Below are 19886 nucleotides of genomic sequence, written 5' to 3' on the forward strand. Positions count from 1 at the left end.
ATATTTCAATTTAATTTTATCCTTCCCTCCATCTCAACAGCTCGATTATTTTTTAGCATCACCTGAATAGCTTGAGTGATTCTATCTTTCACCTGATTTCCGGTACGAGCAAAGCCAAATTCTTTCGCACCCTCACGGATCAAATCTTCTTGAGGTAAACTAATCAATTGCTGTAGGATAGCCTCTAAACCATTGATTAATTCCACCATTGGGATTTCTTCAATGCTCCGCTTATATCCATCTGGATCCAATACCCGATAATCCTTGTAGTTTCCTGCATCCTCCAAACTATTCCAGAAGCACTCTTCTCCATTTTCCTCCCTCGTCTTGGTCACCTCTGCCATTTGAAGCAACTCATCAAATCGTTTTTGAAGCCTTCCTCCCATCCTACTGATATCCCATGCTTCTAGGAGTCTTTTTCCAAGAAGGTTTTTGAGAATCGGACCTTCTACCGTCACGATTTCTTTGATTTGCTTTAGCTGACGCTGGGTATAGGTATAGGATAAAAAATCATCAGAGCTAGTTGGATTGACTTTGGTCAAACTTGCTTTCATATAATTTTTGGAATTGGATTCTATCTCGTCGATAGTATCTATATCGTCCGTTTCCTCTGATAAGGATTCTGAGGAAAATTCAACCATTGGTGGTTCAACCAATTCTGGTTGATTACTGATTTCTTCAATTCTCTTCAGCAATCTTGTGCCTTCTTTTGCCTTGGATTCCCACCAATCCAAAGACCAGACTTTAAGAATTTTCCAGCCCAAAACATTTAATACACCTTCTTGTACCAAAAGGCGATCTATGGAACTTTTAGAGCTTTCATGTGACTTGTTGTCAATAAGGATCCCGAGCAAATATTTACCGGGATCATCTGGATGAATGATTCCCAAATCTATTTTGAACCCAGAGCTTCCTACCCCCAGTTCTACCTGGTATCCATTTGAAATCAAGAAATCAGCTATTGACTTGGCTATACCTACAGATGAATAAATTCCATTGCTTGATTTGCTATGAGGCAGGTATGCTTTCCCTTTTTCAGCGAATGCCAGGAAAGCCTTAATTCCTGCAATTCCTTCAGCCTTTGAGCGATTTAGATCGATTTGATCAGCAGTAAGAGAGGAATAAATGATCATTTCATAGCGAGATCGAGACACTGCTACATTGAGTCTTCTCCATCCTCCATCTCTATTGAGTGGACCAAAATTTAAGGCTACGTTTCCATTTTCATCTGGTCCATAACAGATCGAAAACAGAATTACATCACGTTCATCACCCTGAACATTTTCGAGATTTTTGATAAAATAAGGCTCATCAAAAGAAAGAGCCATTTCCTCCAGTTGAGGATTTTGCTTAAATCTTTCCATCAAAAGATCTTCGATTAGTGTCTGTTGCACTGAGCTAAAGGTCACTACACCCACGCTTCTCCTCTTTTCAATAGGAATTTGGATTCTTCTGACCAGTTCATCTACCACTGCTTTGGCTTCTACAAGATTTTGCCTAGTCTTACCGCGGTCATACACCCCATTTAACTTCACGAATTTCACTTTTGTATCTCTATCATCAGGGGACGGAAAAGTAAAGAGTGAATTTTCGTAATATTTAGAGTTACTAAATGCAATTAAGCTTTCGTGCTTGGAGCGATAATGCCATTTCAGCTGCTTTGACGGAACGCTTAGCGCATCACAATCATCCAGAATGCTTTCCAAGTCTTCATTGGAATCTTCCTCATCTACATGCACTGAAGAAAAGAAATTGGTCGGTGGCATCTGTTTTGGATCTCCAACGATGATTAGCTGCTTCGCTCTTGCCATAGCGCCTACAGCTTCACTAGTAGGCATCTGAGAGGCTTCATCGAATATCAACAGATCGAAAGGCTCTTTGTCAATATCTAGATACTGAGCCACCGATATTGGACTCATCAGCATGCAAGGGCTAATCCGTGGTAATAGATTTGGTATCTGTTCGAAAAGCTTACGAATACTCAATCCTCTTCCATTATTTCGGATGGCACGTTGGAGTATTCCAGTTTCAGAACTTGTGGCTCCCTCCCTAGAAAAATCCGGAATCGACTCAGCTAATTGAATGAAGAGCATTTCCTTGGTCAGTTTGGCGAACTGAGAATTGAGTTTTCGGAATTCATGAATTCTGGACTCAAAAGCCTCTCCGGAAAACACACCTAAATCAGGGTGAGCTCTTAGGTATTCCATGGCCATCTTTCTATAGGTTGCCTTCAAGATGGAACCTTTCAAGCTGGCTGAAACTATTCCTTGCTTTTCCAGAGACTGTATTTCATTCTCTAAATGAAAAGTCTTTGAATTCGTTTTCACCAGAGTCCAGGCATGCCATTCTTTGAGGTTCTCGATATGATCTCTCCAGCCTTTGGCCTGCAGAAGTCCTGATTCAGCATTGGGATTCCAAAGAAAGGTTATTTCTGTCCCCATTTCATTTTCTAGGGATTCTCTGGCTGATTGATCTTTTTTGGAAATCTTTAACAGATCACGACAAAGTGACTTCCATTTGGTAGAATTTGAGTTGTTGAGTTCAATGACTTTTTTCTTGAATTCTAAAATCTGGGAAGCTGATCCAGCGATCGAATCTATGGAACGGTGAAGAATAGGAAGATTTTGTATAATCTGATCCAAATGGGCTAAGGAGTCACTATTTCTTAAAGCAGAAAAGACTCCCCAATTCTTTAGATTACTTTCATTAATTTCTAATGCCTTTTTTCTCACCTGAAATTCGCCTATCCCTGAGAGGAGCTCGACAACATCCTTTGCCTCTAGCTTTGTCTTGTGACTTAGGTAAGACTGAACAAGCATTTTAATTTTTCTCAGTCCAAAGAATCTAGGAAGAAACCACTCTTGCTCTTTTATTTTCCATTGCCGAAGTAGAGTTTCAGCATCTATTGAAAGAACACTTGGTTCATACTCTTTCCGAATACTCTCTTCCATGTCCAGATTAGCCTGAGCACTCTGAATAAGCGGAAGAAGCTCATCTACTAGTTTCTGTGGATGCGATTCTAAAAAAAGTTGATCCGGAATAGGAGGCATTTCCAGTAACAATCCCACAATTTTCTCCAAATGATCTTTATCAGTTTTCTTGAGACCCTTAGAAATCCCTAATTCACGAATTATGGCTTCAAAACTAGTAAGGTACTCCGAACGCTGAGCTATAAAAGTGATAACCAGAGCCTGGATTTTCTCTCTCAATTCAAGACTATACGTCTTAAGGTTTACGCCAAAAAAAGGATGATTAGGTGAAGGATCAGCTGCGAGCTCTGCTGCCTTCGCCAACTGGGTTAAGAAATCATCGAATAATGGGAAATTGGCCTTTTCCAGTTCAGAAATCAACTGATCAGGAATAGTTATTGAATCACTAAACCCTTCATGCTGGATATATTTAGAAAAAATCTCGAATAAGGATACCCCATGAAAGGTCTCTTGATGTAATTTTTGATAAACAGAATCCAAGTCAGCCTTAAGGGAATCTAATCTTGCAGATTCCGCATCAAAGTCAAATCCTGGTCTCCTACGTCTAACTTCAGTTGCACTTTTCAACTGACTTAGGACTTCTGCTTTTCTAGCCTTATTGGAATGCAACTCCAAACAAAATGGATCGAGTCCTATCGACTTCAATCTGCTATAAACGACTGACAATGCAGCCATTTTTTCTGCTACAAATAGAACCCTTTTTCCTCTGTAGAGTGCATTTGCAATGATATTGGTGATGGTTTGTGATTTTCCGGTGCCTGGAGGGCCATGCAGTATAAAACTGTTTCCTTCGACGGCAGCGCAGACAGCTTCCATCTGTGAAGAATCTGCAGGGATTGGTAAAAGGATATCTGAAGGTTTGTAATGTAAATCAAGATTATCTAAATCTAAAATTTGAAGACTTTCCTTCAATTGTCCTTCCAATAAGCCTTCAACTATAGGACTTTCCCTCAGCTTCTCGGTATGGCTGTGAATATCATTCCAGAGTATAAATTTGTTGAAAGAAAAAGTACCTAAAAAGAACTGCTCCTCAACGTCCCATCTAGGCATATTCATTACCGCTTGGCGAATAATGTGAAACACCGCATTGACATCAACACCAGAATCATCCAATGGTAAAGGGTCAAGGCCTGTAATCGTCAACCCAAAATCCTGACGAAGTTTTTCCAGCAAAGTGATATTTAGAACAGCATCTTCCTCTCTCCCCTTAATTATATATCCAACCCTAACTGATTTACGGATCAGATCTACAGGAACTAGGATAATTGGGGCAAAACGGGCTTTCTCGCTTCTTGGACTCTCATACCAACGAAGTAAGCCTATTGCTAGGTAAAGTGTGTTTGCACCATTTTCTTCCAGGGAATGTCTGGCGCTTCTAAAAAGAAACGTCAGGCGTGAGTTTAGCTCATCTTCCGTTAGGTAAGCTCGAAGTCGCTTTTGACTAAACTCTTTGAACACCAAATCATTCAGAGGATCACTCGAGGAATAAGCTTGATAGATCCCTTCATCTCGGAGCGTATTTTCCCAATCTTTTGGTTTATGAAGAATCTGGAACTCTTCACCTTGATATAGAGAATCCTCTAATTGACCAATTGGCACGTCAATAAACTGAATCGAAGAACGAGTTAGCCTGAGGTTCAATAAATTATTTCTAAGACTCAAATCCAGAAGCTTTCTCTCCCAAAGTTGCTGCTTCCCAAATACAGGCTTGTCGTGAGAATGTAACAAAGGAGCGAGCTGCTCTAGCTTCTCTGGTGCTATCGGTTCCCCTGCCTGGGTGAAAAATGAAGTATCATCGACTAGCTCAATTTCACCAGAATTGAATTTCCTCTGTGGCAAAGGGTAAATTCCTGAAAACCTCGCACGTTTGACATCGATGAAATAATTGAACTTTCTAAGATCTAGAAAATGGCCTCTAGATCTTTCTATAGCACTGTCAAAAGAAGCCGGATTCCCTTCACATAGGCAAGTTGCTTCAAGCATTAAGATTTCGTGAATACCAGAGGCCATTCGTTTGGTAAGCAATGATGTATCGTCATTCACAGAATCTGGAAAGGTATCTTCGACCAACCAACAACCGACAAAAGCATGTCCATCTATTAGCACCAAGATCGGATTCAAACCTATATTTTCTAGTGCGGATGCAAACAGTAAAGATAAGTCAAGGCAATTTCCAAGCTTTTGAGAAAGCACTTGATCTGCTAACCTAATTCGTTGACCTTGTGCGCCGAAGCTGGCAGGAACTGTCTGATAAACAATGTTCAGATTTTTTATAGCTGCATAGATAGCTCCAATTTGGGATTTGACGCGATTTGGATTTTTGGATTGATAAGCATCAAATGCTGAAGACTCAGTCCAAGATTTTAGATATTCTGCACCCTTTTTTACAATAGGTGATAATTCAGGAATATTTGGCAACACAAATCCAGTCAACAGTTCTGGAATTAAGCCTTCTCCAAGCCATTGATCAAAGGCAAGAAGCTCCAAATCAAATTCCTTCTCCACCAAAAGCTGTCCTTGATTCGCTAGTTGGACTGTCCATGCCCCTCTCATTCTTTCTGTCAGCGTAGCGAAAAAGTTGCCTTTCAGTTTTAGGTTAAGGTCTTTAATCTCCATGGTTTCACCAGGAATTAAATTGGCTATGTTTGTTTTAAATGAAGAGGAAAAATCATCAGAGGGGAATATCGTAAGGGTTAATTCATCCAAACTTTGATCAGTTTGGTTAGATATCGAAACCTTTCGAATTACCGGAATATGAGCATGAAAAGGCAGGTAGCTAATCCCTGGCAAATAATCCAGATCAAAATCAACCACCAATTCTTTTATATCAGAATTAGACATTATGTGAAATAAGAATGAAAGAGCAAATACCGAAACCGAGGCAATTCAATAGGAATTAATCATTAATAAACCAGCAAGAATGGCCTAGAATGCAATAAACTGATTTTCAGCAACAAAAAAATACCCAGTACAGGGTAATTTTAAGCTAAATCAACCAATCGGAAACTCCAATGAAAACTCCCAATTCAGTTTTGAGAGCCTTGGCTTTCTGCCCCTCAATGCTCTCAAGAAGTTTCTCAAAGGTTGGTGGCTTTTTCTGTCACAAATTTCATTAAGATTTGTGACAGAAATAAATTTAGGTTAAGGCGCCTAATTGACTCATGTGAATTAAAAATAAAGCCCCTAAGGGCTTTTTAATCAAGATTCCTCAGATTCTGGCTCTTTGACAGAAACATAAACTGTGTGGGTTTTTCCATACTGATCGGCTTCTTTGAGCTTTGCAACGTTGAATTTGACGTAGGTTTCTCCTTGGTATTCGAAGGTGTGGTTTTGAAGCTCAGCCATGTTAAGGCTCACTTCTACGATGTCCATGTTTTCAACTTGCTTTCCTTTACCGATGTACTTTTTTGAGAATGCCATACTATTTTGGTTTTAGTTAAAATTTATGCAGGTCATTTAGGACTGTTTGGAAAGCGAGAAAAAATTAGAATTTAAAAACTGGGAGGTAGTCCGTAGGAAACGCTGTTTTTAGAAAATTCTGCTTAATGCCTCAATTTTATGAAGCAGACAGGCAGTTCGACCTTTGTGCATACAATTGGACAAAACCGAAAAAAGGCATTAGAACACATCGGCAAATAAGTCAAGGCAAACGAAGGATTAATTGTAAGTAAACACCATAACTTAGTTTCGATTAAATCACCTATTCGTAAAAGTCAACCCTAGCTCATCCAGCTTCCGTAATGCGTCACCTGCGCGAGAGAATCTCCGTAGCTCTAGGTTATGAATGGCTTCAACCACAAGAAGGCGAATATCATTTCCTTTCTTCTTTCGCTCCTCCCACCCTTCAGAGTATCCTATCTTTTCAAGCTTAGCAACAACTCGAGCGTTCAGATCCTCTAGCTCTTTCAGCAGTGCCTTATTCTTCAGTGATAGTGATCGATCCATTCCGTGAAATTACGTATCACTATCCGAATGATTTGGAGGAATACGTTTTCTTCTCGGACGCAAATTGACATTGGGCGGGTGATATTTCTGCTTAGAGAATATACGAGCATGAACCAATTCATGATCCTTAAGTGTAGAATCGCATCGGTAAATAACCTGATCACCAGCAAGTACCTCTTTGATCAAATTCCCTTTCTCAATTGGAAAGAGTAGCACATCATAGGCAAGATCCCATTCATGATTATTTAGACGAATGATATCCTGAAAGGTGATTTCCCGAGTTTCCATAGGCTAAAAGATGTATAAAAAGTCAGGCTAATATCGGGAATACTATAAATTACACCTATGACAATCATCCATATTCCCTCCGATCCTGAAGTCACTTTTTAAGTTAAAGACTCTCTTGAGATACTAGAAATAGGCCAGATTCTTGATATTAAATACGAAGACTACATCACGCATGATGACTCTAGGGAACTTGCTCTATCTACACTGGAAAATGACGTAATGGTGGCAGATCGGCTATAGCAGTAAATCTTTAAAAGTATTTGGAATAAATCGTTAAATGACTGTTTATATGATTTCTATGTATGGATCGAAAATAAATCACATCTGCATTTTTTGTAAGCAAAGTAGAAAAATGGCTTAGATTCAAATTTTCTTTTTGAATGCCTTGAAATTCTGGCAAGATTTGAGAATGATCTAGTACTATAACTCTATCTACTTGAAATAATTTTTGATGAAGCTCGCTATCCTTATCCAGCATTGGATATAGGTATTTATAAAGGGGTTCAATCCATTTATCTGGTAATGGTTTCTTCCCAATAATCCACTTGTAAATCGATTTTCCCGTTATTCCCAAATCGTCCTCTATTACTGAAATCCTAATAATATGTTTATAAGTGAGTAAAAACTGTCTTGCTACGTTGTCTGCAACCATATATTAAATCCACAAGTAAAAATTCAAATCTAAAAAATTCGTCGATATTTAAAATCATGAATGTAAATTAAATATGACCAATATTAAAGAGCATTCACACTTCACCAGAATTTTCCACAATAATTATTCGAGCGTAATATTTTCAGAAATCGGAACAGAAGTCTGACCCGAAGGCAAAGCCTCATAATCATATTCTCTATAAACCTCACCATCAGCAAAAACTCGAATTGTTGCAGTTAAAACCTCAAAAGTTTCATCCAACTCCCTATCCAAAGGAACAGCATTGAAAACAAAACCCAGACTATGGATATCTGATGCTGATCGAACCTCGATAGAACTCATGGTAGGCTCATAGGTCAGTGAATAAGTGTTTCCTTGTTCGATTACCTGAGTCCATTCAAGCGAGGAAGGTTCAACCAATTGGGGAGCGACAAAAGTGGATGTGCCGCTCAGCATACTATGAACCGACAATGTCACCAGATATTCAAAATAATCGCCTCCCATTTCAATTTCAATGGTAACGGCTTTTTCCACCAATTTTGGATTTTCATCTTCCGATGAACATGCTAAGGAAAAGCTGACAAGAAAAAGAAGGAGGATGCAATTCAGTTTTTTCATCTTAAAGTTGGTTTAGTTTTAAAATTCTGTTTTAAGAATAGCGAGCTGATAAATATAGCAAAACCATATTATTTGCTCCCATTCCAAAAGAGCTGATTAAGTTGATAAAATGACTCTATTCCTCTCTGCTTTGGCTTGAATGTTCGAACAGTTTGCAATACACCTTGTGAAATACAATAAGTTCGAAGCGAAAAGGTGCATATTGATTCAGAAGAAATCTTATTAGACTTTCGGTTTTTTAGTTGAACAAGACTATCCGACAAAACATAAGTACAGTCTCGATCATGGACAAGATCCTGAATCTTACAATCCATCACCCGACCCAAAATCGATGTACTGAAGACCGAAATGATCTTGGCTTTTTTAGGAACATTTTTAAAAGCCTGTTTCAATAATGCATGGTCAAACTCAGCTCCTATGACCACAAAACCTGCATCTTCAAACCCTATTCTAGACTTATACTGATTTACAAAGTAAATCAGCGAAGCATAGGAATCCGATACATAAACTGACCGCACATTTCCCAAAAGATTAATAGCAGAAATGCCATAAGAAGCCTGTTTGTTTCGTTGAAGGCTAAGTATTTCCCTATCGACAAGCTGCTCCTTAGAATCAAAAAAGTCAAAGAGGATCTGCCCGTTACCATCTTGGGAAGCGTATCTGGAAAAAAGGCACTGAATTTCTTTTTCAACACCCTTGAAGCTCAAAATATCAAACTTCTCTCTCAAAGTCATTATTCTGCTCATCCGAGCGTTTTCTTGGATTTCTACCTTCTTCGGTATCGATGCTGTTCAACCGTTTGATTTTATGGATATCAAAATCGTCCCGGACTTCTTTCGGTAAAGAAGGGTCTGCAGAAATTTTAGAGTACTCTTCTTTTATGTTATTCAAATCTCGGACTGCATCCTTGTCCGTTGGATTTTTGGCGATCCTTCGTTCCACTTGTTTTTGAACTTCTTTGATGGCTTGCAGATATCCTTCACTATAGGCTTTATCCTCCTGACTTTCCTTTCCTAGCATTTTTTCAACTCCTGTGATCAACAGGTATGATAATCCTCCATCCAGCATCACAGAAAGGACTAATCCTGCCTTATTGGATCTGATCCCTTTGGGAGACGATGGGGAGATCTGAAATTCCATACCGTCGGCAAGCTGTACTTTGTCCCCTTCTTTGTATTTCTTCTTTTGCTGTGGATTTAGTTCCTCCCCATTGACAAGATTAGGAGCTTTGATATCCCTAGGATTGTAGGAAAGAAATTGTTTGGTGCGTTGATCGTACTCGATGATTTCCGACTGAATATTTCCTTCCCGGTCAACAAAGCTTTTCTTGATGTTGGCCAATTCTTTTCTGACAAGCTGGTTCCGTTCAACTTCACTCAAATCGGGATGGATCTTTGGTTCTTTGTAAACCGGATCTATCCTCAAGGCAGGATTCCCGTCCTCTCCCCTCACTATGGAAAGTCTTGCGGGTAATTTATCGATGTGGATATCCTTCCCCTTCAAATCAGACAGTTCCACTATATCGGTCATTTTACCGTTTTTCAAGGCATTGATTTCTTTTTCTGGAATGGTAAATTTCCCGTCTTTGACGACACCGAAAATCTCCAAGTCATTCATCGGTAAGTTGTTTTGGCTCTTCATATTGTTATGGCTATTATTTTGATAAATAAGTGATTAATTCTTCTTTGGTAGAAAGTCTGGATATCATCTGAATGAAAAGAACTGGATTAATGTAGTCCTTACCATTTTTGATAGTCAAATGAAGATGATCCCCAGTGGCCCTTCCCGTGCTTCCAGAAATTCCGAGCACCGATCCAGGCAAAACATGCTCTTCGGGAGAAACCAAGACTTCGGAAAGATGCCCGTAAATCGACTCGTATTTCCCATGTTGGACCTTGACGAAATTTCCTAAAAGCGGATTATTTCCCTCTGAAACGACCTTGCCGTGTAACATAGAATAGACTTTTGAATGGTGGGTTTCTAAATCGATTCCTCCATGGAATGTCTGCTCTTTGGAAAATGGATCTGAACGATATCCATAATCTGAAGTCAGAGAAAAATCTTCCAAAGGGACTGAAGCAAGCACAACTCCCCTCTCCTTTTCTGTCGTTGGGATAACTTGGGACAAAAGATCTACTTCAATCGAATCGAACTTCGCTTGGGATGCTGTAGTACTAATCACATTCACCAAATGCCGTTCCTTTTGAAATTCAACAGAATTGAATTGCGGGAATGCAACGTGAGCGACAAAAAGAAAAAGTATAACTGATAAAATCATTTTCATAGTGCATGCCTTTTAATCTATCGGTGCCATTTCTCTGTGCTTTTCAATAATCTCACTTACCTCCCGATGAATTCTTTCAAAGTTTTTATCAAGGATTTCTTCCTTTTTCCCTTTGAAGTCATAGTATTTGGGGGTAGAGCGATAAGAATTTTCTTCTTGTTTGATCTCCTTCATATCGAGATTAACCTGACAATGGACATTAGAGGTTTTGTATTTCCCATCAAACTCGGTCCCCTCAGTTGCGATTATTCCGGCAATCTCTCCCGTGTGCATGGAGGCTATTTTTCCGGCAGGAATAAGTGGTTCGTATTTTTCACTGTAGGACACGGAAGTTCTATCACGGTCAATGGACACACTTTGACCCAACTGCTTTCGCTTGCCAAACATCATTTCCAACCATGACAAGGTATCCTTGTGTCGGACTGAGCCACAAAGGACATTTCCAATTACCGAAGTCATTGTCGAAGCGGTTTCTTTTCCCTGTAGTTGGTTTAATTGAGGGAGTTCCTGAAGTCCCAACAAAACAGCAACCTTATTACTTCTGGCGGTAGAAATCAGGTTTTCGATTTTGTGTATGTAAAAAGTCGGTGCCTCATCTGCTATCAATGCAGTAGGTAGATTCCCTTTGGTATTAATCAGCCTAGTTAGTCGATTGATGATCACCGAATAGCAAGTTCCTGTGATGCTCTGTGTTTCTGTACTATTGGCCAGCACCAGAATAGAAGGATTATTTGGATCAGAAATCTTAAGGTCAAAATCATCACCACTAAATACCCATGCGGTTTCTTTGGTGTTAAGTCTAGAAAGGAAAATTTTCAGGGTTCCGACCTGTCCTTCTAACTGCTTGTAAACCTTCTTTTCATAGGCACTACGAAAAGGAGAAACCATGGATCTGAGTTCTGGATATTTCGTCAAACAGTCAAAAATATCCTCATAATCCCGATTAAGGAAATCAAGCACATGGGAGAATGTTGAATGTTCTCCGTTCTTATACCTGGAGACAAAGAAGATGCAGGCCGATAGGAAATTGATCGCTGACTGTTCGAAAAACTTGTCTGCTCCTCCTGTAGAATCCGATTTTTGCAGAGACTTAAAAATGGCTTCTGCTGTTTCAGATGCATTGGCGACTGTTTTCAGATACCTTCTATCGATTGGATTTATCCTCCTGGAATATTCCACTTCATCAAGGTTAATGACATGGAATTTAAAATTGGGATTCTTCTTTTTGTCCTGCGCTTTTAGATAATGGAAATAGGCGATTTGTGCCAGATCCGGAAACTTGAAATCATACAGACACATCGTAAAACCCTTTCCGATCATCTGACGAATAAAGGGATTGATCACCCCAAAGGATTTACCAGAGCCAGGAGTTCCGATTACAAAAGTGCCTCTGAAAGGATTTACTAAATTGATCCATCCTTTTCGAACTTTCCCTTTGTAATAAAATTTCATGGGAATGTTAACTGAATAGGGATTCTCTAATTTCTTCTTGTCCTGCAAAAAGGATTCTCCCTCAATATTCCACTCATCCTTGCCTAGACCAGATTTGATCATTTTGGAAACATTGTCCAAAGAAGTATGAATCAGTACTGCCCCTATGAAAATACTCAGGATATAGCCCAGATTTTCAATGGAAGTATAATCGATTACCTGAAAGGAATTTTCCAAGGTGTAGATATATACAGATCCAAAGAAAAGTATCAGCCCAATTGCCAAAGGAAAAACAATCTGGTTTCTTGAATTTAGGTCCAAGTTCTTCCTGGATTTGGTTCCGATAGCAGAAAGGCATATTGCTATCAAAATGGCAATTTTGCCAAGCAAGACATTGCTATATATTTTCAGGTTTAGGAATTTCTCAAAAAGAGGTTCAAAATGCTTTCCGATCCCATCCAACACCATCAGCTGAGGAGCATAGACAAACATCAGAATGTCCATAAACACCATCAGATAAACAATGAACTGGAATGTTCCGTGAAGGCTCTTTAATTCTCTTTTCTCATTCATAGCGTATCGGCGACTAATAGATCCGAATACTTTACCTGAAGCGTGAGTTTCCTTCCGCTGATCTGCGATTCCGCTAATTCAATGGTAAAGACCTTGGAATTGGGGAAGGTGATTTTTTTGAACACATAGATATTTCGATACTTCTTTTGAAAACTTTCTGGTGTGAAAAGCTGGTATTCTGGTTCTATTTCGATGGACTGAACATTGGTTGCTTTGGTGATTTTTTTGTCTTCGATCTTAAACCTCAGTTGGTCCAGGTCAAACTTTAGGTTGGTTTTGTTCTTGAATGAAATGTCAAGGAAAATGTAATCGTCCACCGTATAGATGTTGTTTACCTGACCAGTGATTCCATATTGAGTACTTTGGATGGTGTTTTTCTTCTTTTTCTGTTTGAAAGCTTCAGTTGAAAAATAGCGAAGCTCCTGATCACTCATTGGGATTTGACCGACGGCTAGAGGATTGGTATTGATTGGAAGAATTTCAATCTGGGTTTTGAGCTGCCGCTCGTCGTGCGCATACCATAAATCATACTGGGCAATGAACTTTTGCCCTATGATGGTTACTACTCCCAGCGATTTATTGTATCCATTCAGATTGGAAACACTATCTAGTACAGCCTTAACCCGAAATACATTTTCCAATGGAATATCACCGATCATTTTATTGGTGGAGATATCGACGTATTGGATGGGTTCAGGGGAAAGAAAATGAAGGGAAATATCCTCATCTATGTAAATCTTGGGAAGCTGGCTTTTCAGTAAAGTCCCATTCTGTTGCCCGTACGCGGAAGCAGATATCGCCCAAAGGATAAGAGTTATGATTTTAAGGTTCATAGTATATCAGTTTTGATTTTGAATCAACTTTTGGTTTTCCTGCAATTCGTTAGGATCTATCAGATACACAGAAGTTCCATATTTGATATTGGCCTTGTTCTTTTTGATGGTTTTGGTAACGGCTTGGGAAGTTGAGGTAAACATCTTCTGAATAGCCGACATATAGAGTTGGCTCATCGCATCCGAATTTTGTTGCATAGTCAGATTCATTCCGCCAGCTGTATTGCCTCCGAGTTCCTTAGAAAATTCCCTGAAAGCACTGGCCGGAACGTACAAGCCTTCCATCCCATCCACATCATAAATCGACAATTCGATGGGATAGATCTTATCCCCCATCATCACTGAGGAAATGGTTAGTTTCACCCGCTGGGCTTGATACCCAGAAATTAGTGCATAGAGATAAGTCCCTTTGCTGACGATGGCATTTCCGATAAGAATATCATCCAAAAGTCGAATTCTCAATCTTGCTCCCATTGTTCCATTCTTGATCTCCTGGTCAATGATAGCCTCGATGAACTTCCCTTTCTTTTCTCTGGTGACGGTATTGAATATCGTAGCCGTTCCGCTTGACTTGTGAACTCGATAAACCTCTCTTTCAGTTGTTTTTTGGAAATCTTCAACCTCATTTCCCTTTTGCAGTTCTTCCTGAAAAGTGGGATCATTCGCTTTAGATATTGAGTCTATCACAGCCATTTGTGCCTTGAACAGATCCATTGGATCTTCATATTTGTTGGATGGTTCTGCCGTCTTATTTCCCTCCAATTGATTGATGGCCTTTAACAATTCCTCATCCTCTTTGGAATAGCTCTGTTGTCTGGCAGTCATTTGGGTAACCGGAGGAACTGTATTGGACGAATTGGTGGGATCAGAATAAAAACCTGAGTTTTTAAGGGCGTTGTCAATGGAATCCAGTAGTCTTTTTTCCTCTTCGTTGTAAAGGCTTTTGATCTGGCTGGATTCCTCAATGTCCAATTCAATTCCTTTGATTGCAGTATAGCCATCATTTGCCCTTTTATAGGTTTCTCTGGATGCTTCCATTTTGGAATCGATCTTTTTATTCTGGATATGTTCTGACGCCTTCCCTATTTCGGATTGGATTCCACTTAATCCTTGTTTCGGCGCCGTTGGACTTTCTTTGCTAAATGATTTATACCCGTAAAACATCAAACACAAAAAAGGAAACATGATAATAGGCAGAATGTATCTCGGCTGTTTGAAGTCAATGTTCATCGTCTGTTGATTTATTGTTGAAGTATTGCAATTGCTCGATTGCTTTTTCTAGGTAGATGGAATCTTCCTTGGAGATCGATTTCTTAGATAAGATCCTTTCAATCTCTGCCTCTAGCTCCACCATTTTTGCTGCTCTTGATGATAAATTCTGAAAGGCTGAAAACTCATCAACAAACCCTTCTGGAATAGCATGTAGGTTTTCTTTGAAAGCTTTAGACTGATTTTCAGCGTCTGATCTGAGCACAAAAAAAGTCAGTATAAAAGAGACCAAGATCAGTAGGATCATTACGCAAAAAATGATTTTTGAGTGGCGTTCAATAACAGACTTAGCCTTGCTTCCTACAGCATCCACATAGGGAGAAAACTCATTTTTAAGTTCCTCGAATACGTTGGTATTATTTTCCTTAGAAGGTATTTTTCGAAACATTGGACAGGTCTTTATTTTCTATGGTTTTCCAATTGGTGATCAATACACCGTGGCTGTTATTCTCACTTCTTGGGATATCAATTAATTCCCCTTCAGTAATGATCGATCTAGTTATGGTGGCACTTCTGCGGTCGATCTTTTGCTTTCCGTAATAGCGGAACCTATTCTGTTCTATCACAATGGAATCTGTCTGGATGGAAAGCACGGAGCTTGACGATAGGATGGAATTGAAATAGCCTTTCTCTTTCAGATTGTTGTATTGTCCTACCCCTGTCTCATCCACAAAGTACATGGCCTTACTCATCTGATATTCGATATGCTTATCGTCCGGAGTAAGGTTGAAAAAGAGGCTGTGGAACAGATCTACGGCTGCTTTGTACTCTGCTGGTCTGTTCATTTGCATATTGGTCTGCTTCGCCAAAATGGGAATGTCATTGTCCAGGATATAGATGGATTGCCTGGCGTTTGCTACCTGTTGGTAGGCATAGGCTGAGACAAATCCGCATATGATGATGGAAGTCAGAAAGCTTCCCAAGGAAAGAACAGTTGCCAACCTGATTTTCGATTCAATGTTTTTGATGATCATGGTTAGATTAGTTTAGCTCTGGAAATTGATTTGGTAGCGGAAGAACTCATTCTTCCAGCGGTTGATGCGGCTGAGGAAATGCCCGACGTGGAAATGATCCATGTGGATATGGAAGGCACCGTCATTATAGCAATAGCACTTACAATGAAAGCGACTATTACGAGTCCGAAACTCAGGAATCCATTGGAAGCTAACCAAGCCATTTTTTCAAGCCTGTCTGCTCCGCCCCCTGTAGAAAGCAGGTATTCGTATTTATCAATTTCCACTTCCAATGCGTATTGCTGGAATCTTCCGGTGATGTAAAGAATCAGAAAAGCTACACCTACGTATAAATTGACCGATACGAAGCGGGCAATCCAGGTAGTAAAAGCATCCCGAAAAGCAGGAAGAATACTCGCGACTACCGAAAATGGGCCGAGTATGACCAAAACAGTAGAATAAATAATCTGGATCATGAAGATGATATAGACACAACTCCTGAGAATCCATATTGCCAATAATTCGATAATCTGGGTAGCAAGAAGTTGGATACTGGTCTGCATCCTGATTCTCATTTGCATGATTGGCCCAAGGACTTGATCTGAAAAAAAGCCCTTTACTCCGTCCACGACTACAGTCCCCAAATCATCGTCTGACTCCTGAGCCTGGTCGGATGCCATTTCTGTAACTGCTTGAAATTCCACCAGCTGATCTGCCATTTCTACCATATAGGCCGAGCGATCAAGTCTCAGCGCATTGTTCGTGTCGTTCTGTGTTCCAAATAGTGCTTCTGTTTTGGCAGCAATTAAATCTGTCGGAAAAGCGATGATCTGGCAGAAAATAGGCCACCACATCAGTAAGATTACCAAAGCAAAGGGTCTTAAAAGTGGCATGATTTCAAGCCTCTTGTCCCCTGCCATCATTTCGTAGCATTTCAGACTGAAAAAAATCAACATGAAAATACAGGCTAACGTCTGTGCGTCTTTTATGAAAGGATCTGCATGGGCAAAACCATAATCTCTCATCCCTTCAAAAAAGGTCATCACCCCCCTATCGTAAATGCTGTTCCCCTGCAAATAGCTGATAGTCTCCTTGTACTCATCATGATTGACAGATTGTCCAAAGCCAATGATGGGCAATCCAAGAAAAACAGAAAGTCCGGCTAGTATCTTTTTCATATGATTACAATTGTCTTTTTAAGGCCATAACCTGTCCCGTGGCGAAGGAAACGGGATGGAATCTCGCATGCGTTTTAATCACGCAAGTATGTGTCGTGTGAGTAATGCTCGATTTCATTTCAGCACTTGGGTTTTATTGGCAATTCTTTTCGCTCTTTCCACTTCATCCGTTGGATATGAAAGGGTTATTTCTCCGTTTATTTTCCGATCGTTCATCTTTCGGAATGCAAGCATATTGGCAGACATATCGAGTTTGTATTGCCACTTTTTGAGTATATCTCTCATGTCAAGCATGATTCTGTGATACATTAGAATTCGCTGTCCCCTTTCCATGTCCAGGCTCCTTGCAAATTCGTATCGCTCCGAAAGTGAAGCCATGTTGTTGAGATACCATTGATAGGCTCCATGATCTGTCATATAAGCAACTACCTCTTGGGAGATTCCATGAAAAGCATTGGAATCAGGATCATCTAAAGGTTTAAGCTCCTTTTTATAATAGAGTTGATAAAGTGGATCTGTAGCCGAAAGTGCTCCTGAAATGCGAGCCATTTCAGCATTTGCCAAGTTCTTGAGGGTATCAGAATGCTGCTTGTAGTAATCAGATGAGATTTGCATAGCAGCCGCCAAACCTAATCGTTGGGTCTGTTCCCCAGCCGCAGACAACGGCCTTCTGTCCAAATCTGGATAATCAGGATGCAGTGCCCAGGTAGAATACCACATAGGATTAGTTGGAATTCCAAGAAGTCTCTTGGGTTCTGGATAAAATTTATCTTGATCCCATTGTTTATAGACCATCCGTTCCTGTTGAGCAACAATTGCTTTATCATTAATAAGGGTCTGTCCAGATAGAGAGGAACAAACAGAAAAAAGGATCAAAAATGCCAGTGAATTTTTCATTGGGTAAGAATTTTCTGTTTGATGATAATTTCATTGATCAAGCCCAAATCCTTGTTGATGTAGGATTGGTAAGGATTGAGAGATCTGATTGCACCATTGGTTTTTGCCCAATAGATGCTATTTCGTGAAGCGAGAACCAAGGCGAAAATTACTTGCAATTCTTTCTGGACGGTATTGAGTAGCTCGTCCCTGACATTGTAATTCATCAATAGGTTATCGCCTTCTTTTATGATCAAACTTGATACTTCTAGTGCAAGCTTGATGCTTCTGGATTTGGCCTGAGCTGTGTATTCTTCGACAAAAAGGAAAAGTACTGGGTTATCTGAAGCCAACTGAAAAGCCTCATCAGAAACCGAACTGATATCCAAAACAGTTTCGGCAATCATCTCAATCTGAATGGCATCCTTAAACCCTTTATTTACTTGAGTCAGAGAGTTGACAATCATCGTTTGAACCAGAGCCAAGCTTGAAGAATTGAGAATGATATCATCGGTGTTTTGCTTGATGATATCTAATGATTGCTGATAGCCTATTTCACTGACGTTTCTCATTGCAGCATTTGCATTCACTGTCATAAAATGATTCCTATCAAAGACAAAAGTTTGTGAATAGGCATTTACGGAACCCATAAACAGAAAAAAGAAAAATAGCTTTTTCATTTTGTCAGGGTTTTGGCGTTTTGAATTATCTCTTCTACCAGCGCCATTTCCGTTGCCACATAACCGAGATAAGGGTTGACTCCCTGCTTTCTTTTTATATGATGTTGTAGGGATTTGGAAGTAGTATAGGACAGCCCGTTGATGTCCTTCAGCTCGTCTATGATGTGCTGAAAAAGAATTCGTCTTTCCGATACTTTCATTTGATTCACCACACCAATACTTGCTGAAAGTCCAATGAGGTAATTCATTAGAGAGTAGGATCTCTCGACGAAAAGCTTTTCTGTCTCAATAGCAAAAAGCAATAAAGACGGATCTTGCCTACTGTAATAGACAATCTGCTGTTGGTTGTCTATGATGGAGTTCACCAAAGGTGAAGCTGTGCTACCGATGCCGATGGCATCAATAACGATGGACAGTTTGGCAAAGCGTTCCTGGACGGTTCGGTATTTTTCTTTTACCGAATTGACCAGGTTGTTGTTAACCTCTTCATTAACTGCATTCTTGCCTTGGTTGGTTTTAGCCTCCTTTTGAAGATTGTGCTCAGATTTAGATTCTTCTACCAACTGGTGAAGAAGTGCAACATTCACTTGGGCATTACTCGCTCCTACATGGGCAAATAGTACGAAAAGAAAAGTCCAAAAAACTTTCATGGTTGAAGGGTTTTGGTTTTTCTTACGATATCATTTGCAAGCTGAATATCCACGTTGATATAGCCCTGAAAAGGATTCAATGCTTTTACAAATCCCTTCATTTGGGCGAAATACATGGAGCGATACATGCCGTAAGTGTAGGATCTCAGGATCACCATTTCTGTCAAAATCTGGTTGATAAGTTTGGATCTTTCACCTGCATCCATGAGGTTATTTTCTCCTCCCTTCAGAACAAAAGAACTGACTTCCAATGCTAAGGAAGTTGCACGTTGCTGAAACATGGTAGCATTCCTCTCTGCAAAAAGGAGCAATGCAGGATTCTCCCCTGCCAAGTCGATCACATCGCTTAAATCTCCTGAAATGGCAGTTGCCATTCTTGCTATTTCTTGGACGTTTGAGAGATTGGTCAAAATGGAACTGACCTCCGAAAGCCCCCTATAGATTTTGTCCTGCATCGAATTGACGATGGTTAGGTTTCCCGTAACTGCCAACTGCCCGCGCTCAATCAGTGTTAATCTCTCATTGGTTGCTTTCAATTGAGTATTTATGATTGCAGAATGAGCGGCTGTAGTACCTGAAACGGCCGCATCCACATAAACCGCCTGACCATAGGCAGATCCAGATAAGATTAGCAATAAGACTAAATACAAATGTTTCATAGCTGTA

19 protein-coding genes are annotated in these 19886 nt (G+C 39.9%); all 19 read right to left on the reverse strand.

The window, feature by feature from the left end; all coding sequences use genetic code 11:
- Nucleotides 1-5: 5 nt before the first annotated feature.
- Nucleotides 6-5831 (reverse strand): DUF3320 domain-containing protein, encoded by a 5826-nt coding sequence (locus AACZ87_RS10775; protein WP_339867068.1) that lies wholly within the window; start codon nucleotides 5829-5831, stop codon nucleotides 6-8.
- A 357-nt stretch (nucleotides 5832-6188) separates the two neighbouring features.
- Nucleotides 6189-6410, reverse strand: coding sequence for a hypothetical protein (locus tag AACZ87_RS10780; protein ID WP_339867069.1), 222 nt, complete (start codon nucleotides 6408-6410; stop codon nucleotides 6189-6191).
- 276 nt (nucleotides 6411-6686) lie between these two features.
- Nucleotides 6687-6935, reverse strand: a complete 249-nt coding sequence (locus tag AACZ87_RS10785; protein WP_339867070.1) for a hypothetical protein — start codon at nucleotides 6933-6935, stop codon at nucleotides 6687-6689.
- Nucleotides 6936-6944: 9 nt separating this feature from the next.
- The gene (locus tag AACZ87_RS10790) at nucleotides 6945-7223 is read right to left on the reverse strand and encodes a hypothetical protein (protein WP_339867072.1); all 279 of its coding nucleotides are present in this window, start codon (nucleotides 7221-7223) and stop codon (nucleotides 6945-6947) included.
- Between the two features lie 250 nt (nucleotides 7224-7473).
- Nucleotides 7474-7875, reverse strand: coding sequence for a hypothetical protein (locus AACZ87_RS10795; RefSeq protein ID WP_339867073.1), 402 nt, complete (start codon nucleotides 7873-7875; stop codon nucleotides 7474-7476).
- A 123-nt stretch (nucleotides 7876-7998) separates the two neighbouring features.
- Nucleotides 7999-8493: a hypothetical protein gene (locus AACZ87_RS10800; protein ID WP_339867075.1), complete on the reverse strand. Its 495-nt coding sequence runs from the start codon at nucleotides 8491-8493 to the stop codon at nucleotides 7999-8001.
- 68 nt (nucleotides 8494-8561) lie between these two features.
- Entirely contained in the window at nucleotides 8562-9239 is a 678-nt protein-coding gene (locus tag AACZ87_RS10805; protein WP_339867076.1) for a hypothetical protein, read from the reverse strand.
- The gene (locus AACZ87_RS10810; RefSeq protein ID WP_339867077.1) at nucleotides 9205-10134 is read right to left on the reverse strand and encodes a DUF4099 domain-containing protein; all 930 of its coding nucleotides are present in this window, start codon (nucleotides 10132-10134) and stop codon (nucleotides 9205-9207) included. Before AACZ87_RS10810 ends, AACZ87_RS10805 begins: the two co-directional genes overlap by 35 nt.
- A gap of 13 nt (nucleotides 10135-10147) precedes the next feature.
- Nucleotides 10148-10777, reverse strand: coding sequence for a M23 family metallopeptidase (locus AACZ87_RS10815; protein WP_339867078.1), 630 nt, complete (start codon nucleotides 10775-10777; stop codon nucleotides 10148-10150).
- A gap of 12 nt (nucleotides 10778-10789) precedes the next feature.
- Nucleotides 10790-12781, reverse strand: coding sequence for a type IV secretory system conjugative DNA transfer family protein (locus AACZ87_RS10820; protein ID WP_339867079.1), 1992 nt, complete (start codon nucleotides 12779-12781; stop codon nucleotides 10790-10792).
- Nucleotides 12778-13614 carry a conjugative transposon protein TraN gene (traN, locus tag AACZ87_RS10825; RefSeq protein WP_339867081.1) on the reverse strand — a complete coding sequence of 279 codons (837 nt, stop codon included), beginning with the start codon at nucleotides 13612-13614 and terminating at the stop codon, nucleotides 12778-12780. Before traN ends, AACZ87_RS10820 begins: the two co-directional genes overlap by 4 nt.
- A gap of 6 nt (nucleotides 13615-13620) precedes the next feature.
- The gene (gene traM / locus AACZ87_RS10830) at nucleotides 13621-14844 is read right to left on the reverse strand and encodes a conjugative transposon protein TraM (protein ID WP_339867083.1); all 1224 of its coding nucleotides are present in this window, start codon (nucleotides 14842-14844) and stop codon (nucleotides 13621-13623) included.
- Nucleotides 14834-15271, reverse strand: a complete 438-nt coding sequence (locus AACZ87_RS10835; RefSeq protein ID WP_339867085.1) for a hypothetical protein — start codon at nucleotides 15269-15271, stop codon at nucleotides 14834-14836. The genes traM and AACZ87_RS10835 overlap by 11 nt, the downstream gene beginning before the upstream one ends.
- The gene (gene traK / locus AACZ87_RS10840; RefSeq protein ID WP_339867087.1) at nucleotides 15249-15857 is read right to left on the reverse strand and encodes a conjugative transposon protein TraK; all 609 of its coding nucleotides are present in this window, start codon (nucleotides 15855-15857) and stop codon (nucleotides 15249-15251) included. Before traK ends, AACZ87_RS10835 begins: the two co-directional genes overlap by 23 nt.
- Nucleotides 15858-15859: 2 nt before the next feature.
- On the reverse strand, nucleotides 15860-17014 hold the full coding sequence (locus tag AACZ87_RS10845) for a plasmid transfer protein (RefSeq protein WP_339867089.1): 1155 nt from the start codon (nucleotides 17012-17014) through the stop codon (nucleotides 15860-15862).
- A 114-nt stretch (nucleotides 17015-17128) separates the two neighbouring features.
- The gene (locus tag AACZ87_RS10850; RefSeq protein WP_339867090.1) at nucleotides 17129-17911 is read right to left on the reverse strand and encodes a hypothetical protein; all 783 of its coding nucleotides are present in this window, start codon (nucleotides 17909-17911) and stop codon (nucleotides 17129-17131) included.
- Nucleotides 17908-18570: a hypothetical protein gene (locus AACZ87_RS10855; protein WP_339867091.1), complete on the reverse strand. Its 663-nt coding sequence runs from the start codon at nucleotides 18568-18570 to the stop codon at nucleotides 17908-17910. The genes AACZ87_RS10850 and AACZ87_RS10855 overlap by 4 nt, the downstream gene beginning before the upstream one ends.
- Nucleotides 18567-19220 (reverse strand): hypothetical protein, encoded by a 654-nt coding sequence (locus AACZ87_RS10860; RefSeq protein ID WP_339867093.1) that lies wholly within the window; start codon nucleotides 19218-19220, stop codon nucleotides 18567-18569. Before AACZ87_RS10860 ends, AACZ87_RS10855 begins: the two co-directional genes overlap by 4 nt.
- Nucleotides 19217-19879, reverse strand: coding sequence for a hypothetical protein (locus AACZ87_RS10865; protein WP_339867095.1), 663 nt, complete (start codon nucleotides 19877-19879; stop codon nucleotides 19217-19219). Before AACZ87_RS10865 ends, AACZ87_RS10860 begins: the two co-directional genes overlap by 4 nt.
- Between the last annotated feature and the right edge of the window lie 7 nt (nucleotides 19880-19886).

Origin of the sequence: uncultured Algoriphagus sp., from assembly GCF_963974365.1 — a bacterium.
GTDB lineage: Bacteria > Bacteroidota > Bacteroidia > Cytophagales > Cyclobacteriaceae > Algoriphagus.

What these genes read in the sequence shown, in the direction of transcription:
- AACZ87_RS10775 (WP_339867068.1), bottom strand. Translation starts at nt 5,831, where the DNA reads ATGTCTAATTCTGATATAAAAGAATTGGTGGTTGATTTTGATCTGGAT.
- AACZ87_RS10780 (WP_339867069.1), bottom strand. Translation starts at nt 6,410, where the DNA reads ATGGCATTCTCAAAAAAGTACATCGGTAAAGGAAAGCAAGTTGAAAAC.
- AACZ87_RS10785 (WP_339867070.1), bottom strand. Translation starts at nt 6,935, where the DNA reads ATGGATCGATCACTATCACTGAAGAATAAGGCACTGCTGAAAGAGCTA.
- AACZ87_RS10790 (WP_339867072.1), bottom strand. Translation starts at nt 7,223, where the DNA reads ATGGAAACTCGGGAAATCACCTTTCAGGATATCATTCGTCTAAATAAT.
- AACZ87_RS10795 (WP_339867073.1), bottom strand. Translation starts at nt 7,875, where the DNA reads ATGGTTGCAGACAACGTAGCAAGACAGTTTTTACTCACTTATAAACAT.
- AACZ87_RS10800 (WP_339867075.1), bottom strand. Translation starts at nt 8,493, where the DNA reads ATGAAAAAACTGAATTGCATCCTCCTTCTTTTTCTTGTCAGCTTTTCC.
- AACZ87_RS10805 (WP_339867076.1), bottom strand. Translation starts at nt 9,239, where the DNA reads ATGAGCAGAATAATGACTTTGAGAGAGAAGTTTGATATTTTGAGCTTC.
- AACZ87_RS10810 (WP_339867077.1), bottom strand. Translation starts at nt 10,134, where the DNA reads ATGAAGAGCCAAAACAACTTACCGATGAATGACTTGGAGATTTTCGGT.
- AACZ87_RS10815 (WP_339867078.1), bottom strand. Translation starts at nt 10,777, where the DNA reads ATGAAAATGATTTTATCAGTTATACTTTTTCTTTTTGTCGCTCACGTT.
- AACZ87_RS10820 (WP_339867079.1), bottom strand. Translation starts at nt 12,781, where the DNA reads ATGAATGAGAAAAGAGAATTAAAGAGCCTTCACGGAACATTCCAGTTC.
- traN (WP_339867081.1), bottom strand. Translation starts at nt 13,614, where the DNA reads ATGAACCTTAAAATCATAACTCTTATCCTTTGGGCGATATCTGCTTCC.
- traM (WP_339867083.1), bottom strand. Translation starts at nt 14,844, where the DNA reads ATGAACATTGACTTCAAACAGCCGAGATACATTCTGCCTATTATCATG.
- AACZ87_RS10835 (WP_339867085.1), bottom strand. Translation starts at nt 15,271, where the DNA reads ATGTTTCGAAAAATACCTTCTAAGGAAAATAATACCAACGTATTCGAG.
- traK (WP_339867087.1), bottom strand. Translation starts at nt 15,857, where the DNA reads ATGATCATCAAAAACATTGAATCGAAAATCAGGTTGGCAACTGTTCTT.
- AACZ87_RS10845 (WP_339867089.1), bottom strand. Translation starts at nt 17,014, where the DNA reads ATGAAAAAGATACTAGCCGGACTTTCTGTTTTTCTTGGATTGCCCATC.
- AACZ87_RS10850 (WP_339867090.1), bottom strand. Translation starts at nt 17,911, where the DNA reads ATGAAAAATTCACTGGCATTTTTGATCCTTTTTTCTGTTTGTTCCTCT.
- AACZ87_RS10855 (WP_339867091.1), bottom strand. Translation starts at nt 18,570, where the DNA reads ATGAAAAAGCTATTTTTCTTTTTTCTGTTTATGGGTTCCGTAAATGCC.
- AACZ87_RS10860 (WP_339867093.1), bottom strand. Translation starts at nt 19,220, where the DNA reads ATGAAAGTTTTTTGGACTTTTCTTTTCGTACTATTTGCCCATGTAGGA.
- AACZ87_RS10865 (WP_339867095.1), bottom strand. Translation starts at nt 19,879, where the DNA reads ATGAAACATTTGTATTTAGTCTTATTGCTAATCTTATCTGGATCTGCC.